Origin of the sequence: Streptomyces sp. RKAG293 (genome assembly GCF_023701745.1) — a bacterium.
Taxonomy (GTDB): Bacteria; Actinomycetota; Actinomycetes; order Streptomycetales; family Streptomycetaceae; genus Actinacidiphila.
Map to the genome: position 1 here is coordinate 7,133,630 of NZ_JAJOZB010000001.1, position 16,594 is coordinate 7,150,223.

Consider the following 16,594-nt stretch of genomic DNA (forward strand, 5'->3'; position numbering starts at 1 on the left):
CGGCGCCCGGGCGTGTGTGTATCCCCCGCTGACCACCTTCCTCGCGGTCCGCCGTTACCGCCATCGGGCGCGCGGCGGCCGCCCGGTGATTTTCCGCCGCCCGTTGACTCTCCGGGCCGGCAGGGCGCCGCGGGTCAGTACCGGGTGCCCGTGGCGGCCGGGAGGTCGTTCAATTCGGTGAGGTCGGCGGGGGAGAGGGTGAGGTCGGCGGCGCCCGCGTTGTCCGTGAGGTACTTCGGGGTCTTGGTGCCGGGGATGGGGACGACGTAGCGGCCCTGCGCGAGGACCCAGGCGAGGGCGACCTGGGCGGGGGTGGAGCCGGTGCGCTCGGCGATGGCGCGGACCGTGCCGACCATGGCGAGGTTGGTGCGCAGCGCCTCCTGCTGGAAGCGGGGGAGGTTGCGGCGCATGTCGTCGGCGGGGAGGTCGTCGTACGAGCTGAAGCGGCCGGCGAGGAAGCCGCGGCCCAGCGGGGAGAACGGCAGGAAGGCGATGCCCTCGCGTTCGCAGTGGGGCAGGACGTCCGCCAGCGCGTCGCGGGTCCACAGCGACAGCTCGGACTGGACGGAGGCGACCGGGTGGACGGCGTGGGCCCGCTCGATCTCCTCGACCGAGGCCTCGGACAGGCCGATCCTGCGGGCCTTTCCCGCGGCCACCACCTCCGCGAGGGCGCCCCAGGTCTCCTCGACCGGGACCTCGGTGTCGATGCGGTGCAGCTGGTAGAGGTCGACGTGATCGGTGCCCAGCCGGCGCAGGCTCGCGTCGATCGACGCCTTGATGTGCTCCGGGCGCCCGTTCCGGCCGTAGACGGGCCGTCCCTCGTCGGTGCCGGTCAGCACCAGGCCCACTTTGGTGGCCAGTACGGCCCGCTCCCGGTAGGGGCCCGCGAGCGCTCGGCCGACCAACTCCTCGTTGGTGTAGGGACCGTAGGCGTCGGCGGTGTCGATGAGCGTCACACCCAGGTCGAGGGCGCGCCGGACGACGTCGACGGACACGGTGTCGTCACGGCCGCTCGGGTCGTAGGCATGGGTCATGCCCATGCAGCCGAGTCCGACGACGCCCACGGCGGGGCCCTTGCTGCCGAGTGTGGTGGTGCGCATGGGTGCTGCTCCTTCGGACGGCGGCGGAGTCGGCCGGTCGCGGGATCGACGGACCGCGGAACCGCCCCGCTGCGTGATCGGCGACGATCATCACCTTGCCGTATGACAGTGCGCAGGGGCTCATGAATATTCCGGCCGGCCGCCCACCGCGGCGACCGCCGCCGCGCCCGTACGGCAGCCCGCGGCGGCCGCTCCCGCCAGGTCCGCGCCGGTGAGCCGGGCCGCCAGGAACCCGCCGGCGAAGGCGTCGCCGGCCCCCGTGGTGTCGACGGCGTCCGCCGCGACTCCGGGCACGCGGGCGGTGACCTTTCCCCGCTCGGCGACCAGCGCACCGGCGCCGCCGAGTTTGACCACCGCCACTCCATGGGCGGCGCTCAACCGCTCGGCGGCGCGCACGGGATCGGGGTCGCCGGTCAGCAACCGGGCCTCCGCGAGATTCGGCAGCAGCAGGTCGGCGCCCGCGACGGCGTCCAGGAAACGGCGGACGCCGAGCTGCTGGAGGAAGCCGGTGGAGGCGGGATCCACGCTCACCGGGATGTGCCGGGCGCGGGCCGCGGCCATGGCCAGCGCGGCGAGTTCCCGGCCGGGCTCGTTGAAGAACAGATAGCCGGAAAGGTGCAGCCGGCCGGCGCCGTCGAGCAGCGCCGCGTCCCAGTCCTCCGGGCCGAGCCGCACGCTCGCGCCGCTGTCGGTGACCAGGGTGCGCTCCGCCGCCGCGTCGACCAGGGCGATCACGACGGCGGTCGGCAGCGACGGGTCGACGCGCACATGCGGCTGTACCCCGCAGCGCCGCAACACATCCCGGTGCCAGTCGGCGGAATCCGCCCCGGCACGGGCCAGCAGCCGCACGTCGGCCCCCGAACGGGCAGCCCACGAAGCGGTGTTGGCGCCGGACCCGCCGGGCCTGACCGCGATCCTGGCGGAGGTGTCGGTGTCGGGCGCGAGCGGCTTGTGGTGCCGCGCCACGATGTCGGTGACGACGTCACCGATGACCAGCAGGGACGTCCCGGCGGCGGCCGCCGTCATATGTGCCGCGACCAGTCCGCGGCGATCGCGGAGGCGAGCCGGACATTGCCCCGCACCGCCGCCAGATTCGCCTCCAGGGAGGCGCCGCCGGTGTGTTCGGCGAAGTACGCGAGCAGAAACGGCGTGATGGCCTGCCCGGTGACGCCCGCCGCGCGAGCCGCCTCATGGGCCTCGACCAGTACGCGGTCGTGCAGCGCGGGATCGAGCTGCTCCGCCTCCGGTACGGGATTGGCCACGATCAGCGCGGCGCCCGGACCGCCCAGCGCGTCCTGGGCGCGCATCACGGCGGCGACCTCGGAGGGTTCCTGCAGCGTCCAGTCGAGTGGCTCACCGGAACTCGTCAGGTAGAAGCCGGGGAAGGTGCCGGTGCGGAAGCCGAGGACGCCGACGCCGAGCGTCTCCAGCCGCTGCAGGGTGGCCGGCACGTCGAGTATCGACTTCACACCCGCGCAGACGACCGTGATGCGGGTGCGGGCGAGCAGCTTGAGGTCCGCGGACTCGTCCTGATGGCTGACCCAGTCCCGGTGCACCCCGCCGAGACCGCCGGTGGCGAAGACCCGGATCCCGGCACGCGCGGCCAGGAACGCCGTGCCGGAGACCGTCGTCGCGCCGCTGGCGCCGGTGGCGAGCGCCGGGGCGAGGTCACGGAAGCCGAGTTTGCGCAGGCCCTGGTCGCTCGCGACCCGCTCCAGCTGATCCTTGCCGAGCCCGATGTGCGCGGTCCCGTCGAGGACGGCGACGGTCGCCGGGACGGCGCCCGCGGCGCGGACGATCTCCTCCAGTTCCACGGCCACCCGGAGGTTGCGGGGCCGGGGGAGACCGTGGGCGATGATCGTCGATTCGAGGGCCACCACCGGCGCGCGCCGGTCGAGGGCGTCCCGCACTTCGTCGGAGAGCGCAAGGGACAGCGAGGAGGGAACGACTGTACGAGGGTCCATCTCTCATTCCTGTCGGACCGCCGGCGTTCCCAAACCTCCAGCTCACACCTCCCTCCACGCCTCCCGCTCCGGCTCCCCGCCGGCGGTGGGCGGATCGATGCCCGTCAGCTCGCCGTCGAGCCGCACCCAGCGGGTGATGCCGATGCCGTGCAGGAACGGAAGATCGTGTCCGGCCACGATCAGCGCTCCCTGGTACGAGGCCAGGGCCGCCGTGAGCCGGCGCACGCTGGCCAGGTCCAGATTGTTCGTCGGCTCGTCGAGCATCAGCAGCTGTGGAGCGGGATCGGCGAGCATCAGCGCGGCGAGCGACGCGCGGAACCGTTCACCGCCCGAGAGGGTGCCGACCGGTTGGTCCGCGCGCCCGCCCCGGAAGAGGAAACGGGCCAGCCGCGCCCTGATCTGGTTGTCGGTCGCGCCGGGCGCGAAGCGGGCGACATTGCCCGCGACCGTCAGCCCGTCGTCGAGCAGGTCGAGCCGCTGCGGCAGGTACCGCATCGGTACGTGCGCCACCGCCTCGCCCGCCACCGGCTCGAGCTGCCCGGCGATCGTCCGCAGCAGGGTGGACTTGCCCGCCCCGTTGCGGCCCAGGAGCGCGATCCGCTCCGGGCCGTGCACGTCCAGGTCGGCGCGGGCGCCGTAGCGGACCTCCAGCCCGCGCAGGGTCAGTACGGTCCGGCCGGCGGGGACGGCGGTGTGCGGCAGGTCGATGCGGATCTCGTCGTCGTCCCTGACCGCCTCGACGGCCTCGTCGAACCGCTCCTTGGCCTCCTCCAGCTTCTCGGTGTGCATGATGCGGTGCTTGCCGGCGGAGACCTGGGCGTCGCGCTTGCGCTGGTTCATCACGATCTTCGGCTCGCGCTTCCGGTCGGACATCTTCTGGCCGTAGCGGGCCCGGTGGGCCAGCTTGATCCGGGCCTCGGCCAGGTCGCGCTTCTGCCGGCGCATCTCGGTCCCGGCCACCCGCACCATCCGTTCCGCGGCCTCCTGCTCGACGGCGAGCGCCTCCTCGTACGCCGAGAAGTTCCCGCCGTACCAGTGCGTCTCGCCGCCGCGCAGATCGGCGATCCGGTCGACCAGCTCCAGCAGCTCCCGGTCGTGGCTGACCACGAGCAGCAGCCCGGACCAGGACGCGACGGCCTCATGGAGGCGGCGCCGGGCGTCCAGGTCCAGATTGTTGGTCGGCTCGTCGAGCAGCAGGACGTCCGGCCGGCGCAGCAGCAGCGCGGCCAGCCGCAGCAGCACCGACTCGCCGCCCGACACCTCGCCGATGGTGCGGTCGAGGGTGATGTGACCGAGGCCGAGCTGGTCGAGGGTGGCGAGGGCGCGTTCCTCCACATCCCAGTCGTCGCCGACCGCGGCGAAGTGCTCCTCGCTCGCGTCGCCGCCCTCGATCGCGTGCAGGGCGGCGCGGGTCACGTCGATGCCGAGCGCGGTGTCGACCCTGACGGACGTGTCGAGCGAGACGTTCTGCGGCAGGTAGCCGATCTCGCCGGAGACCCGCACCGTCCCCTCGGCCGGGCGCAGTTCACCGGCGATGAGCCGGAGCAGCGTCGACTTCCCCGAGCCGTTGAGTCCGATCAGGCCGGTGCGGCCGGGGCCGGCGGCGAAGTCGAAGTCGTCGAGCACGGGGGTGCCGTCCGGCCAGGAGAAGGAGAGACGGGAGCAGCTGATGGAAAGGGGGGTGAATGCCATGAGGGCCTCCTGGTTGCTGGATGAGAGGGCAACTGCGGAGACACCGGAACGCGACGCGGCTCGACCCCGGAGGGGAGATGGCTGGGTGGTGACGCCCTGGCGGAACGGAAGGCGGGTCACACTGCCGAGGTCGCACTCGGGCACGCGGGAATCCCACGGGCACGGTGTCTCATGACCTCAGACGCGCAACGGCCTTCTCCGATCGACGACAACAGGGCCGACGACGACGTTACGCCGGGGGTGGTGGGCGGGCAACGCCTTTTCCGCCCGCCGCCCGCCGCCCGGGGGTCGGGGGTCGCGGATGCCTTCTTCCGTGGCGGCGCGCGATGTGCTGAGGTGATGCCCATGGTTGACGACTCCGCATATCCCACGGTGCCGCTCCACCCCCACACGGTCCCCGCCCACGAGGCGGAGGCGCGCAGCCGCACCTTCCACGAGGTCATGGCGAGCCGGCGGACCGTGCGGGACTTCTCCTCCCGGCCGATCCCGCAGGGCGTCGTCGAATGGGCGATCCGCACCGCGGCCACCGCCCCGAGCGGGGCGAACGTGCAGCCCTGGCGTTTCGTCGTCCTCACCGACCCGGAGCGCAAACGCACCCTGCGCGAGGCCGCGGAGGCCGAGGAGCGCGAGTTCTACGAGCGCCGGGCCTCCGAGGAGTGGCTGACGGCCCTCGCCCCGATCGGCACCGACTGGCACAAGCCGTTCCTCGAGGACGCCCCGGCCGTCATCGTCGTCTTCGAGGTCCACAAGGGCCCGGAATCGCCCCGGCCCTACTACACCAAGGAGTCGGTGGGGATCGCCGTCGGCCTGCTGCTGGCCTCCCTCCACCAGGCGGGTCTGGCCACCCTCACCCACACCCCCAGCCCGATGCGCTTCCTGAACGACGTCTGCGACCGCCCGCCCGAGGAGCGCGCCTCGTACGTCATCCCGGTCGGGTACCCGGCGGAAGGCGCCCGGGTCCCGGACATCCACCGCAAGGATCTCGACCAGGTCGTGGTCCGGCTCTGACCGGCCGGGCCGGTTGTACCGGCTCCCGGGGAGCACCGCGCGGGTTGCGTGGCACCGCGCGGATAATGATTTGGTCCTGCGTCACCCAACGCGTAGAGTCAGGTTTACCGACGCGGGGTGGAGCAGCTCGGTAGCTCGCTGGGCTCATAACCCAGAGGTCACAGGTTCAAATCCTGTTCCCGCTACTCACACAGCAGGCCCGGTGCGCAAGCACCGGGCCTGCTGCTTTGTCATGTGCCGGTGCTGGGTGGGTGGCGACGCCGCAAAGCAGCTGATCGGGAAGATCCGTTGGGATATACCGGACCGATGTATGAGCAGAGCCCCGGTGCCGACCGATCGCCCGTCGTCCTCCATGTCCCGCACAGTTCACGGACGCTGACTCCCGCCGCACGAGGGAGCGTTCTGCTGGACGACGCCCAGCTGTCGCGGGAGCTGGACCACATGACGGACGCCCATACCGACCTCATCGCCGGCCGGGCGGCGGACGGCGCCGCCGTCACGCCCTGGACGCACGCCAATCTGCTCTCGCGCCTCGTCGTCGACCCCGAGCGATTCCCCGACGAGCGGGAGGAGATGCGGGCGGTGGGCATGGGCGCGGTCTACACCGGCACCTCGCAGCGCGGGCGGCTGCGCAACGAGGACCCCGGTCACGAACGGGAGCTGCTCGCCGAGCACTTCGACCCGTACGCGGCCGCGTTCACCGAGCTGATCGACGACCGCCTCGCCGCCACCGGCCGCGCCGTCATCATCGACGTGCACTCGTACCCGTCCCGGCCGCTGCCCTACGAACTGCACGCGGCCGGCGCCCGCCCCGCCGTGTGTCTGGGCACCGACGAGCACCACACCCCGCCCTGGCTGCTCGACGCCGCCCGCCGGGCCTTCGCGGACTGCGGTGAGCTCGGCCTCAACACCCCGTTCGCCGGCTGCTACGTCCCGCTCAAGCACTACGGCCACCGCACCGAGGTGTCCGCGCTCATGATCGAGGTCCGCCGGGACCTCTATATGACCGAGCCGGGCGGAGCGCCCACCGACGGTCTGTCCGCCGTGGTGCGGGCACTCACCGCGCTCGTCGACGCCGTCACGGGGCCGGCGGCCCGTCCAGCTCCTTGACGAGCCGCTTGGGGGCGATCACGCGATAGCTCTCCTCCGTCCAGTCCGACAACAGCTCCGCGGACGGGACGCCCTCGTCCAGCGGGATCCGGACCCAGCCCGCCTTGCCCAGGCCGTAGCCGGCCGGTTCCGCGCCGGGAGCGGTCATCGCGTGGGCGTGCACGTCCTCGTCCTTGAGCTTCACGGTGATGGCCGGCGGATAGCTGCCGTCCTCGACGCCGAGGAAGACGAAGACCTTCTTGTTGACCTTGATGACGGACTCGCCCCAGGGGAACTCCTCGACCGCCTCCGGCAGCCGCAGGGCGAACTCGCGGACCTTTCCGCGGACGGCGAGCGGATCGTGGGCGCGGCGGGGCATGGCGACTCCAGGGGCTCGGCGGCGGGCCGTGGCTGTCTGTGATCGATGGTAGGGCCGGGGTTCGACAGCCCGCCTGCCGTGCGCGCCCATGCCCGTGATCACCCGCCGGAGCCGGTGCGGCGGCATCAGGACCCCGGCGGCTGCTCCGGCCGGGTGTGGATGACCGTGTCCAGGATGCGCGACCACTGCCGGACGATGCCCGCGCGGCGTGCCGAGTCGTCGCTGAGCAGGTTGGCGAGGCCGAGGCCACGGGCCATGTCCAGGGTCGCCTGGACGGATTCACGGACGCCCTCGACGGATTCGTCGGCGTCCAGGAACTCCACCGCGAGCCGGTGGGCCTCACGGCCTATCCGGGCCTCCAGGGCGTTGACCCGGGGCCGTAGCTGTTCCTCGTCCGCGGCCGCGACCCACAGGTGGAGCGCGGCGCGGAACAGCGGGCCGGTGTAGACGCCGACGAGCATGTCGACGACGGCGCGGGTACGGGACGCACCGTCACGGGGCAGCGCGCGGGCCCGCTCCCGGACGGCGTCCAGCCACTCCTCCGCGACATGCTCGATCGCGGCGGTGAAGAGGTCCTCCCGGGTCGGGAAGTGGTGCTGGGCCGCGCCCCGGGTGACCCCGGCGCGTTCCGCCACGGCGGAGACGGTGCTGCCGCTCCAGCCGCGTTCCGCCAGGCAGGACACGGCCGCCTCCAGCAGCTTCCGCCGGGTGGCGCGGCTGCGGTCCTGCTTGGGGGCCCGGGTGGTCACCACACCCATGACGGGCTCCGGCGTTCGGCGAAGGACCGTATCCCCTCCGCCGCCTCGGGCGAGGCGAAGAGGCGGGCGGACCGTTCTGCCAGCGCCGCCGTGTCCCGGTCGAAGGTGCGCAGCACCTCGGCGGTGGTGAGCCGTTTGGACTCGGCGAGACCCTGCGGCGAGGCGGCCCGCAGACCGTCGAGGATGCCGTCCAGCGCGTCGGCGGTCGCGCTCACCAGGCCGATCCTGACGGCCTCCGCCGCGTCGAAGACCTCGCCCGTCAGGTAGTAGCGGGCGGCGGCACGCGGGTCGGTGCGGGGCAGCACCGTGAGCGAGATGACGGCCGGGGCCAGGCCGAGCCGCGCCTCGGTGAAGGCGAAGCTCGCTCCCTCGCCGGCCACCGATATGTCGCACGCCGCGAGCAGCCCGAGACCGCCGGCCCGTGCGTGGCCGGTGACCTCGGCGACCACGGGCTTGGGCGACTCGACGATGCTCCGCAGCAGCTCCGCCAGGCCGAGCGGCCCGCCGGCCGTCGGGTCCTTGAGGTCGGCGCCCGCGCAGAACGTGCTCCCGGTGTGGGTGAGCAGGATCGCGCGGACGCCGGGGTCCTTGACCGCCTCGTCGAGCCCTTCGCGCAGCTCGGTGACCAGCCGGGCCGACAGGGCGTTGCGGTTGTGCGGCGAGTCCAGGGTGAGCAGGGCGATACCGCGCTGGTGGTCGCGGCGTACGAAGGGCGCGTCGGACACGATCGGTCTCCTCCATGCGGATCGGCAGGCCGCGTCGGGCCCGGCGGGACTCGTCGGGCCCGGCGGGACTCGTCGGGCCCGGAAGGACTCGTCGGGCCCGGAAGGACTCCGGGCCCCGGACTCGGTGCGAATCACCGTGGATGGGTGGATGTCAGTAGGACTTGGGCAGGCCCAGGGTGTGGTGCGAGACGAAGTTGAGGATCATCTCACGGCTGACCGGAGCGATCCGGCCCACGCGGGACGCGGTGAGCAGGGCGGCCAGCCCGTACTCCGTGGTGAGCCCGTTGCCGCCGAGTGTGTGCACGGCCTGGTCGACGGCCTTGGCCCCGGCCTCGGCGGCCGCGTACTTCGCCATGTTGGCGGCCTCGCCCGCCCCCATGTCGTCACCCGCGTCGTAGAGGTAGGCGGCCTTCTGCATCATCAGCCGGGCGAGTTCCAGCTCGATGTGGGCGACCGCGAGCGGGTGGGCTATCGCCTGGTGGGCGCCGATGGGGGACTGCCACACCTGGCGGGTGCGGGCGTACTCGACGGCCTTGTCCAGGGCGAACCGGCCCATGCCCAGCGAGAACGCGGCGGTCATGATCCGCTCCGGGTTGAGGCCCGCGAACAGCTGCAGCAGCCCGGCGTCCTCATCGCCGACGAGGGCGTCGGCCGGCAGCCGTACATCGTCGAGGAAGAGCTGGAACTGCTTCTCGGGAGCGCCGAGTTCCATCTCTATCTGCCGGTACTCGAACCCCGGTGTCTCGCGGTCGACGATGAACAGACACGGCTTGAGCTTGCCGGTGCGCGCGTCCTCGGTGCGGCCGACGATGAGCGTGGCGTCCGCGATGTCCACACCCGAGATGAAGACCTTGCGCCCGGTCAGCAGCCAGTCGTCACCGTCGCGGCGGGCGGTGGTGGTGATGCGGTGCGAGTTGGAGCCGGCCTCGGGCTCGGTGATGCCGAAGGCCATCCGCAGCGACCCGTCCGACAGCCCCGGCAGCCAGCGGCGCTTCTGCTCCTCGGTGCCGAAGCGGGCGATGACGGTGCCGCAGATGGCGGGGGAGACGATGAGCAGCAGCAGCGGGCAGCCGGCCGCGCCCAACTCCTCCAGGACTATGGAGAGTTCGGCCATGCCACCGCCTCCGCCGCCGTACTCCTCGGGGAGGTTCACCCCGAGATAGCCGAGCGCGCCCGCCTCCCGCCACAGCTCGTCGGTCTGCTTCCCCGCGCGAACGGCCGCGGTGAAGTAGTCACGGCCGTAGCGGCGGCCGAGATCCCCGACGGCGGCACGCAGGGCGCGCCGCTCGTCGCTTTCCAGGAGTGCGCTGTCGAAGGTGCCTTGGCTGGTGGTCATGGGCGTGCTTCCTCCTTGACGACGGCGAGTACGGCGCCGACGTCGACCTGGCGGCCGACCTCGGCGTTCAGTGCGGTGAGCGTTCCCGAGGCGGGAGCGGTGATCCGGTGCTCCATCTTCATCGCCTCGAGCCAGAGCAGCGGGCGGCCCGCTTCGACGTGGTCGCCGACGGCGAATTCACCGATCCGGATGACGGTGCCGGGCATGGGAGCGAGCAGTGAGCCCGGCTCGGTGCCGCTGACCGGTTCCGGGAAGCGCGGCAGCGCGGTGAACGCGAACGCGCCGAGGGCGCAGTCGACATGGACCCGGTCGCCGTAGACCGCCACGTCGAACGCGCGGCGTACCCCGTCCGCCGCCAGGACGACGTGCCCGCGCTCCGCGTGCAGCAGCCGCACCCCCGGATGGTCCGGGGCGTCCAGGCCGGAGCGGGTGAGGCGGTACCGGACCTCGTACGGCTCGGCGCCGGGCACCGTCGCGTAGCTCTTGGTCTGCGGCCGGGAAGGGACGTTTCGCCAGCCGCCGAACGCGGAGCGGCCCGAGGCGTCGGACAGCGCGGCGGCGAGCGCCGCCAGCCGTACCTGACCGGTGTCCGCGCCGTCCCCGGCCAGGACCGAGCTGTGCTGTTCCAGGAACGCGGTGGAGTGCCGGCCCGCCGCGAACTCCGGGTGCCGCAGCACGCGCACCAGCAGCTCCCGGTTGGTGACCGGGCCGTGCAGCCGGGCCCGTTCCAGGGCGCGGGCGAGCAGCCGTACGGCCTCGTCCCGGGTGCCGGCCCAGGCGATGACCTTGGCGAGCATCGGGTCGTAGTGCACCCCGACGGTGTCGCCGCTCTCCACTCCTGAGTCGAGCCGCAGCCCGGGGAGTTCGGGCAGTTCGATCCGGTGCAGGACGCCGGACTGCGGCTGCCAGCCGCGTGCCGGGTCCTCGGCGTACAGGCGGGCCTCGATCGCGTGGCCCTGCGGAGCGGGCGGCTCCGCCGGCAGCGCGGCGCCCTCGGCGATCCGCAACTGGAGCTGTACGAGGTCGAGTCCAGTCACACATTCGGTGACCGGGTGTTCGACCTGGAGGCGGGTGTTCACCTCCAGGAAGAACGGCCGGCCGCCCGGCGCCACCAGGAACTCGACGGTCCCGGCGCCGGTGTAGCCGATCGCCCGGGCGGCCGCCGCGGCGGCGTCGTGCAGCGTACGGCGCAGCTCGTCGCCGATGCCGGGAGCCGGGGTCTCCTCGATCACCTTCTGGTGCCGCCGCTGCACCGAACAGTCGCGTTCGCCGAGCGTCCACACCGTTCCATGGGTGTCCGCGAGGACCTGCACCTCGATGTGCCGGCCCGTCTCCACGAACGGTTCGACGAAGACCTCACCGTCGCCGAAGGCCGAGGCCGCCTCGGCACGCGCCGCGGCCAACTCCTCCTCCAGCAGCGCGAGATCCCGCACGATGCGCATGCCGCGCCCGCCGCCGCCGGCCGCCGCCTTCACCAGCACCGGGAGGTCGTCCGGGCCGATCGACTCGGGCCGCAGGCCGGTCAGCACCGGAACGGAGGCCGCCGACATGATGCTCTTGGCGCGGGTCTTGGACCCCATGGCCTCGATCACGCCGGGGGTCGGGCCGATCCAGACCAGCCCCGCGTCGAGCACGGCCTGGGCGAAGCCGGCGTTCTCGGAGAGGAAGCCGTATCCGGGGTGGACGGCGTCCGCGCCCGCCGCCTTGGCGGCCGCGATGATCAGATCGCCGCGCAGATACGTGTCGGCGGGAGCGTTCCCCGGCAGGCGTACGGCGGTGTCGGCCTCCCGTACGTGCGGGGCGCCGGCGTCCGCGTCGGAGTACACCGCGACCGTGGCGATCCCCAGGTCACGGCAGGTGCGGAAGACCCGCCGGGCGATTTCGCCGCGGTTGGCCACCAGAACGGACTCGATCATCACTGCCCTCACATCCGGCATCGCTGCCCTCACATCCGGAAGACGCCGAAGCCGCCACGCGCGCCCTCGACGGGCGCGCCGTGCACGGCGGACAGGCACAGGCCGAGTACGGTCCGCGTGTCGCGCGGGTCGATGACGCCGTCGTCGTAGAGCCGTCCGGACAGGAACATCGGGAGTGACTCGGACTCGATCTGCTGCTCGACCATGGCGCGCAGCGCGGCGTCCGCCTCGTCGTCGTACGGCATCCCCTTCGCCGCCGCCGACTGGCGGGCGACGATCGAGAGCACCCCGGCGAGCTGGGCGGGCCCCATCACGGCGGACTTGGCGCTGGGCCACGCGAAGAGGAAGCGCGGGTCGAAGGCCCGGCCGCACATGCCGTAGTGGCCGGCGCCGTAACTCGCGCCCATCAGGACCGACAGATGCGGGACCCTGGAGTTGGCGACCGCGTTGATCATCATGGCGCCGTGCTTGATGATCCCGGCCTGCTCGTACTCCTTGCCGACCATGTAGCCGGTGGTGTTGTGCAGGAAGAGCAGCGGGATGTCCCGCTGGTTGGCGAGCTGGATGAACTGCGCCGCCTTCTGCGACTCGGCGCTGAACAGCACGCCCTGCGCGTTGGCGAGGATCCCGACGGGGTAGCCGTGCACCTCGGCCCAGCCGGTGGCCAGGCTCGGCCCGTACAGCGGCTTGAACTCGTCGAACCGCGAACCGTCGACGACGCGGGTGATCACCTCGCGCGGATCGAAGGGCGTCCGCAGATCGCCGGGGACGATGCCGAGCAGCTCGTCCTCGTCGTGCAGCGGCGGCTCGACGGACGCCCGTGGGGCCGGGCCCTGCTTGTGCCAGTTGAGCCGGGAGACGACGCGGCGCGCGGTGCGCAGGGCGTCGGGCTCGTCGAGGGCGTAGTAGTCGGCGAGGCCGGAGACCCGGGCGTGCATGTCGGCGCCGCCCAGCGACTCGTCGTCGCTCTCCTCGCCGGTCGCCATCTTGACCAGCGGCGGCCCGCCGAGGAAGACCTTCGACCGGTCCTTGACCATGATCACGTGGTCCGACATGCCGGGGATGTACGCGCCGCCGGCGGTCGAGTTGCCGAAGACGACGGCGATGGTCGGGATGCCGGCGGCCGACAGCCGCGTCAGATCCCGGAACAGCGCGCCGCCGGGTATGAAGATCTCCTTCTGGCTGGGGAGATCGGCGCCGCCGGACTCGACGAGACTGATCACCGGCAACCGGTTGGCGAAGGCGATCTCGTTGGCGCGCAGCGCCTTCTTCAGCGTCCACGGGTTGCTGGCGCCGCCGCGCACGGTCGGGTCGCTGGCGGTGATCAGGCACTCGACGCCCTCCACGACGCCGATGCCCGTGACCAGCGAAGCGCCCACCGGGTAGTCGCTGCCCCAGGCGGCCAGCGGTGAGAGTTCGAGGAACGGGGTGTCCGGGTCGAGCAGCAGCTCGATGCGCTCGCGGGCGAGCAGCTTGCCGCGCTTGCGGTGCCGCTCCACGTACTTCGCTCCGCCGCCGCCGATCGCGGTGGTGTGCGCGGCGTCGACCTCCGCGAGCCGGGCGAGCATGGTCGCGCGGTTCGCCGTGTACTCCTCGTCCGCGGTGTCCAGGAGGGTCATGCGCCGGCCCCGTCCCCGGCCGCGGTGTCCGCCGACCCCGGCGCGTCCACGGCTCCGGGCCGGTCCACGGGCCGCGGCCGCGTCGGGGACTCCGGCTGCCGCCCCGGTCCTGCCGGGCCCGCGAAGGCCTGAGCGATCTCCAGCCACCGGTCCGCGTCCTCACCCTCGGCGCGTACGGCGAGGTCGTCGCGGTGCCTGCGCTGGGTGGCCAGCAGACAGAAGTCGATCAGGGGACCGGTCACCCGCTGCGCGGCGTCCTCCGGCCCGTACGTCCACAGCTCGCCGTCGGGCGCCGTCAGCTCGACCCGGAACTCCTCGGCGGGCGGCTTCAATCCCCGGACGAAGTACGCGTAGTCGCGGGCCCGCACGCCGATCCGGGCCACGTGCCGCAGCCGGCCGGTCGGCTCGCGCCGGACGTCCAGGCCGTCGGCGACGTCCTGGCCGTGTGCCCAGGTCTCCATCAGCCGTCCGGTGGCCATCGAAGCGGCGCTCATCGGGGGCCCGTACCAGGGGAAACGGGTGCCGGGCGGCTGGGCGGCCAGGGCGTCGAGCAGGGCCTGGCGTCCGGTGCGCCAGCGGTTCAGCAGCTCGGCCGGCGGCAGCGACGCGCCCTTGCGGGCCTCGTCGTCGACGAACGTCTCGAAGGTCGCGGCGGCCAGCTCGGTCTCCCGGGCGAACTCCTCTGGGTTGGTTACCGAGAGCAGCGCGACGCCGTCGGTCCAGGCGAGGTGGGCGATCTGGTGGGCGATCGTCCAGCCCTCGGCGGGGGTGGGCGCCGCCCAGCGGGCCGCCGGGAGCGGCGCCACCAGCCGGTCGAGGTCTTCGCTCTCGGCCCGCAGGTCGACGAGCACGGACAGTGGATCGGCCATGACCACCCCTTGTTGACACCCGGTCAGCAACGTTGTGGGTCAGAGACTGGCAGTGCCGCCAAGAACAATCAAGCGTGCATGCATGATTTTCTGACCGCGCACGAAAACCGCCCATCGCCCCCGCGCTGATACGCAGGGGCGATGGGCGGTGCGAGCGGTGTCGCGTTCATGCGACGGTGCGAGCGGTGTCGCGTTCACGCGCTGATCCGAGGGGTGGTTGCCGCGCCGCCACCCGGCCGGGCGTCAGGAGGCGCGGGCCGCCCGGCGTGCCTCGAGCGCGAGCTTGCGCTCGTCGAACTTCACGGCCTGGTCGTTGAGGCCGCCCATGAACATGCCCAGCTCTTCCTGTGCCCGCAGTCCCTCCGGGCTCAGGCCGCTGACCTCGAGGACCTTGAGGTGGCGCAGCACCGGCTGCAGCACGTCGTCATGGTGGATGCGCAGGTTGTAGATGCCGCCGATGGCCATCCGGGCCGCCGCCCGCTCGAAGCCGGGCATGCCGTGACCGGGCATCCGGAACTGCACGACGACGTCGCGGATGGCCTGCATCGTCAGGTCCGGAGCGAGCTGCAGCGCCGCCGCCAGCAGGTTGCGGTAGAAGACCATGTGCAGGTTCTCGTCGGTCGCGATCCGGGCCAGCATCCGGTCACAGACCGGGTCCCCCGACTGGTGTCCGGTGTTGCGGTGCGAGACGCGGGTGGCCAGCTCCTGGAAGGCCACGTACGCCACCGAGTGCAGCATGCTGTGCCGGTTGTCGGACTCGAAGCCCTCCGACATGTGCATCATGCGGAAGCGCTCCAGCTCGACCGGGTCCACGGCACGGCTGGTCAGCAGGTAGTCGCGCATGACGATGCCGTGCCGGCCCTCTTCGGCGGTCCAGCGGTGCACCCAGGTGCCCCAGGCGCCGTCGCGGCCGAAGAGCGAGGCGATCTCGTGGTGGTAGCTCGGGAGGTTGTCCTCGGTGAGCAGGTTCACGACGAGCGCGATCCGGCCGATGTCGGTGACCTTGGACTGCTCCGGGGCCCAGGCGTCGCCGCCCATGATCCCGTCGAAGTTACGGCCGTCGCTCCACGGCACGTACTCGTGCGGCATCCATTCCTTGGCTACGGAGAGGTGACGGTTGAGCTCGGTCTCCACGACCTCTTCCAGGGCGTACAGCAGCCGCGCGTCACTCCATGTGTCCGATCCGGGACGGTGGGATTCGGTGATGGTCACGGTGGCTCCTGATGGCTGGCAAGGCACCTACGGGGACGTAAGTTACGCAACCGTAGGTTATGAGTCGCCGAAAAGGCAACCGTCGCCCCGCTGGGTGTATGGAACAGCTACGGACAGATACGGAATGGCTAGCTCCGCGCGGACAGCTCGCGCAGCCGCACGGACAAGCACGTGACGCAGCCCTCCAGCTTCTCGAATTCGCTGATGTCGACCAGCGCCGGCCGGTATCCCAGGCCGCTCAGCAGCTCCGCGCTCCGGGGAGCGCTCGCGGCCATGAGCAGCGCGTTTCCGCCGAGGAGCACCACGTGTGACCCAGCCTCCTCCGGCATCGGTCGGAAGTGCGTAAAGATGGCCGGATCGTCGACCAATGGCGGATAGCCGATGATCGTTCCGTCCGGCAGGGCCGTCACCGCCGATTTCAGGTGCAGCACCTTCGCCACCGGGACGCCGACCACCCGGGCGCCCAGCGGCTCGAAGGCCGCACGCAGCTGCCGCAGGCCCTCGGCGTTGGTGCGCCCGCCCTGGCCGACGTAGACGGTCTCCCCGACCTTCAGGACGTCGCCGCCCTCCAGCGTTCCGGGCTCCAGGATCCGTTGCACCGAGCAGCCGAGCGCGACCGCGGCCGCCTCGGCGCCGGCCGTCTCGGGCCGCCGCGAGGGGGCACCGGGGCGTGAGATCAGCGCCACGTTCCGGAACACGACCATGGTGTCCTCGACGAACACTCCGTCCGGGCAGTCGTCCGCCGGGGCGGCCTCGGTGGTCTCCCAGCCGTGCTCGGCGAGGACGGCGGTGTAGCGCTCCCACTGCCGCAGCGCGAGGGCGGCATCGACCGGCGAGCGCTCGATGTGCGTGACCAGGCCCTCGGCCAGGCGCGGACTGGGACGGCGGACGATCGCCTTCTTGCTGGGCATATAGGATCTGCTCCCT

15 protein-coding genes and 1 tRNA gene are annotated in these 16,594 nt (G+C 72.3%); 3 read left to right on the forward strand and 13 right to left on the reverse strand.

The features are described from left to right. Nucleotides 1-134: 134 nt before the first annotated feature. The 4 genes from LNW72_RS31590 to LNW72_RS31605 form a co-directional block, all read right to left on the reverse strand. Entirely contained in the window at nucleotides 135-1,100 is a 966-nt protein-coding gene (locus LNW72_RS31590; RefSeq protein WP_250978477.1) for an aldo/keto reductase, read from the reverse strand. A 120-nt stretch (nucleotides 1,101-1,220) separates the two neighbouring features. Next, complete coding sequence (locus tag LNW72_RS31595; protein ID WP_250978478.1) at nucleotides 1,221-2,126, reverse strand: PfkB family carbohydrate kinase; 906 nt, start codon at nucleotides 2,124-2,126, stop codon at nucleotides 1,221-1,223. Then, on the reverse strand, nucleotides 2,123-3,064 hold the full coding sequence (locus tag LNW72_RS31600) for a pseudouridine-5'-phosphate glycosidase (protein WP_250978479.1): 942 nt from the start codon (nucleotides 3,062-3,064) through the stop codon (nucleotides 2,123-2,125). Before LNW72_RS31600 ends, LNW72_RS31595 begins: the two co-directional genes overlap by 4 nt. 42 nt (nucleotides 3,065-3,106) lie before the next feature. Then, the gene (locus LNW72_RS31605; RefSeq protein ID WP_250978480.1) at nucleotides 3,107-4,756 is read right to left on the reverse strand and encodes an ABC-F family ATP-binding cassette domain-containing protein; all 1,650 of its coding nucleotides are present in this window, start codon (nucleotides 4,754-4,756) and stop codon (nucleotides 3,107-3,109) included. A 339-nt stretch (nucleotides 4,757-5,095) separates the two neighbouring features. On the opposite strand from LNW72_RS31605, the gene LNW72_RS31610 reads away from it, so the two are divergent. The 3 genes from LNW72_RS31610 to LNW72_RS31620 all read left to right on the forward strand — a co-directional run bounded on the left by LNW72_RS31610 (nucleotide 5,096) and on the right by LNW72_RS31620 (nucleotide 6,874). Next, nucleotides 5,096-5,764, forward strand: coding sequence for a nitroreductase family protein (locus LNW72_RS31610; RefSeq protein WP_250978481.1), 669 nt, complete (start codon nucleotides 5,096-5,098; stop codon nucleotides 5,762-5,764). A gap of 111 nt (nucleotides 5,765-5,875) precedes the next feature. Beyond that, a tRNA-Met gene (locus tag LNW72_RS31615) sits at nucleotides 5,876-5,949 on the forward strand. A 121-nt stretch (nucleotides 5,950-6,070) separates the two neighbouring features. Further along, nucleotides 6,071-6,874 (forward strand): N-formylglutamate amidohydrolase, encoded by an 804-nt coding sequence (locus LNW72_RS31620; protein WP_250978482.1) that lies wholly within the window; start codon nucleotides 6,071-6,073, stop codon nucleotides 6,872-6,874. Here the strand turns inward: LNW72_RS31620 and LNW72_RS31625 are convergent. From LNW72_RS31625 to ddaH, 9 genes are all read right to left on the reverse strand, one after another. Then, on the reverse strand, nucleotides 6,843-7,232 hold the full coding sequence (locus LNW72_RS31625) for an MmcQ/YjbR family DNA-binding protein (protein WP_250978483.1): 390 nt from the start codon (nucleotides 7,230-7,232) through the stop codon (nucleotides 6,843-6,845). The two genes, LNW72_RS31620 and LNW72_RS31625, sit on opposite strands and share 32 nt — an antisense overlap. A 125-nt stretch (nucleotides 7,233-7,357) precedes the next feature. Continuing rightward, nucleotides 7,358-7,990 carry a TetR/AcrR family transcriptional regulator gene (locus LNW72_RS31630; protein ID WP_250978484.1) on the reverse strand — a complete coding sequence of 211 codons (633 nt, stop codon included), beginning with the start codon at nucleotides 7,988-7,990 and terminating at the stop codon, nucleotides 7,358-7,360. Then, on the reverse strand, nucleotides 7,978-8,715 hold the full coding sequence (locus tag LNW72_RS31635) for an enoyl-CoA hydratase family protein (protein WP_250978485.1): 738 nt from the start codon (nucleotides 8,713-8,715) through the stop codon (nucleotides 7,978-7,980). The genes LNW72_RS31630 and LNW72_RS31635 overlap by 13 nt, the downstream gene beginning before the upstream one ends. 151 nt (nucleotides 8,716-8,866) lie before the next feature. After that, on the reverse strand, nucleotides 8,867-10,051 hold the full coding sequence (locus tag LNW72_RS31640; RefSeq protein ID WP_138355743.1) for an acyl-CoA dehydrogenase family protein: 1,185 nt from the start codon (nucleotides 10,049-10,051) through the stop codon (nucleotides 8,867-8,869). Beyond that, nucleotides 10,048-11,967, reverse strand: a complete 1,920-nt coding sequence (locus LNW72_RS31645; RefSeq protein ID WP_250978486.1) for a biotin carboxylase N-terminal domain-containing protein — start codon at nucleotides 11,965-11,967, stop codon at nucleotides 10,048-10,050. The genes LNW72_RS31640 and LNW72_RS31645 overlap by 4 nt, the downstream gene beginning before the upstream one ends. Nucleotides 11,968-11,996: 29 nt before the next feature. After that, on the reverse strand, nucleotides 11,997-13,586 hold the full coding sequence (locus LNW72_RS31650) for a carboxyl transferase domain-containing protein (RefSeq protein WP_250978487.1): 1,590 nt from the start codon (nucleotides 13,584-13,586) through the stop codon (nucleotides 11,997-11,999). Further along, the gene (locus LNW72_RS31655; RefSeq protein ID WP_250978488.1) at nucleotides 13,583-14,455 is read right to left on the reverse strand and encodes a TIGR03084 family metal-binding protein; all 873 of its coding nucleotides are present in this window, start codon (nucleotides 14,453-14,455) and stop codon (nucleotides 13,583-13,585) included. Before LNW72_RS31655 ends, LNW72_RS31650 begins: the two co-directional genes overlap by 4 nt. 243 nt (nucleotides 14,456-14,698) lie before the next feature. Beyond that, entirely contained in the window at nucleotides 14,699-15,667 is a 969-nt protein-coding gene (locus LNW72_RS31660) for an acyl-ACP desaturase (RefSeq protein ID WP_250978489.1), read from the reverse strand. Between the two features lie 128 nt (nucleotides 15,668-15,795). Then, a complete protein-coding gene (gene ddaH, locus LNW72_RS31665; protein WP_250978490.1) occupies nucleotides 15,796-16,578 on the reverse strand; it encodes a dimethylargininase in 783 nt (260 codons plus the stop codon). Nucleotides 16,579-16,594 lie beyond the last annotated feature (16 nt).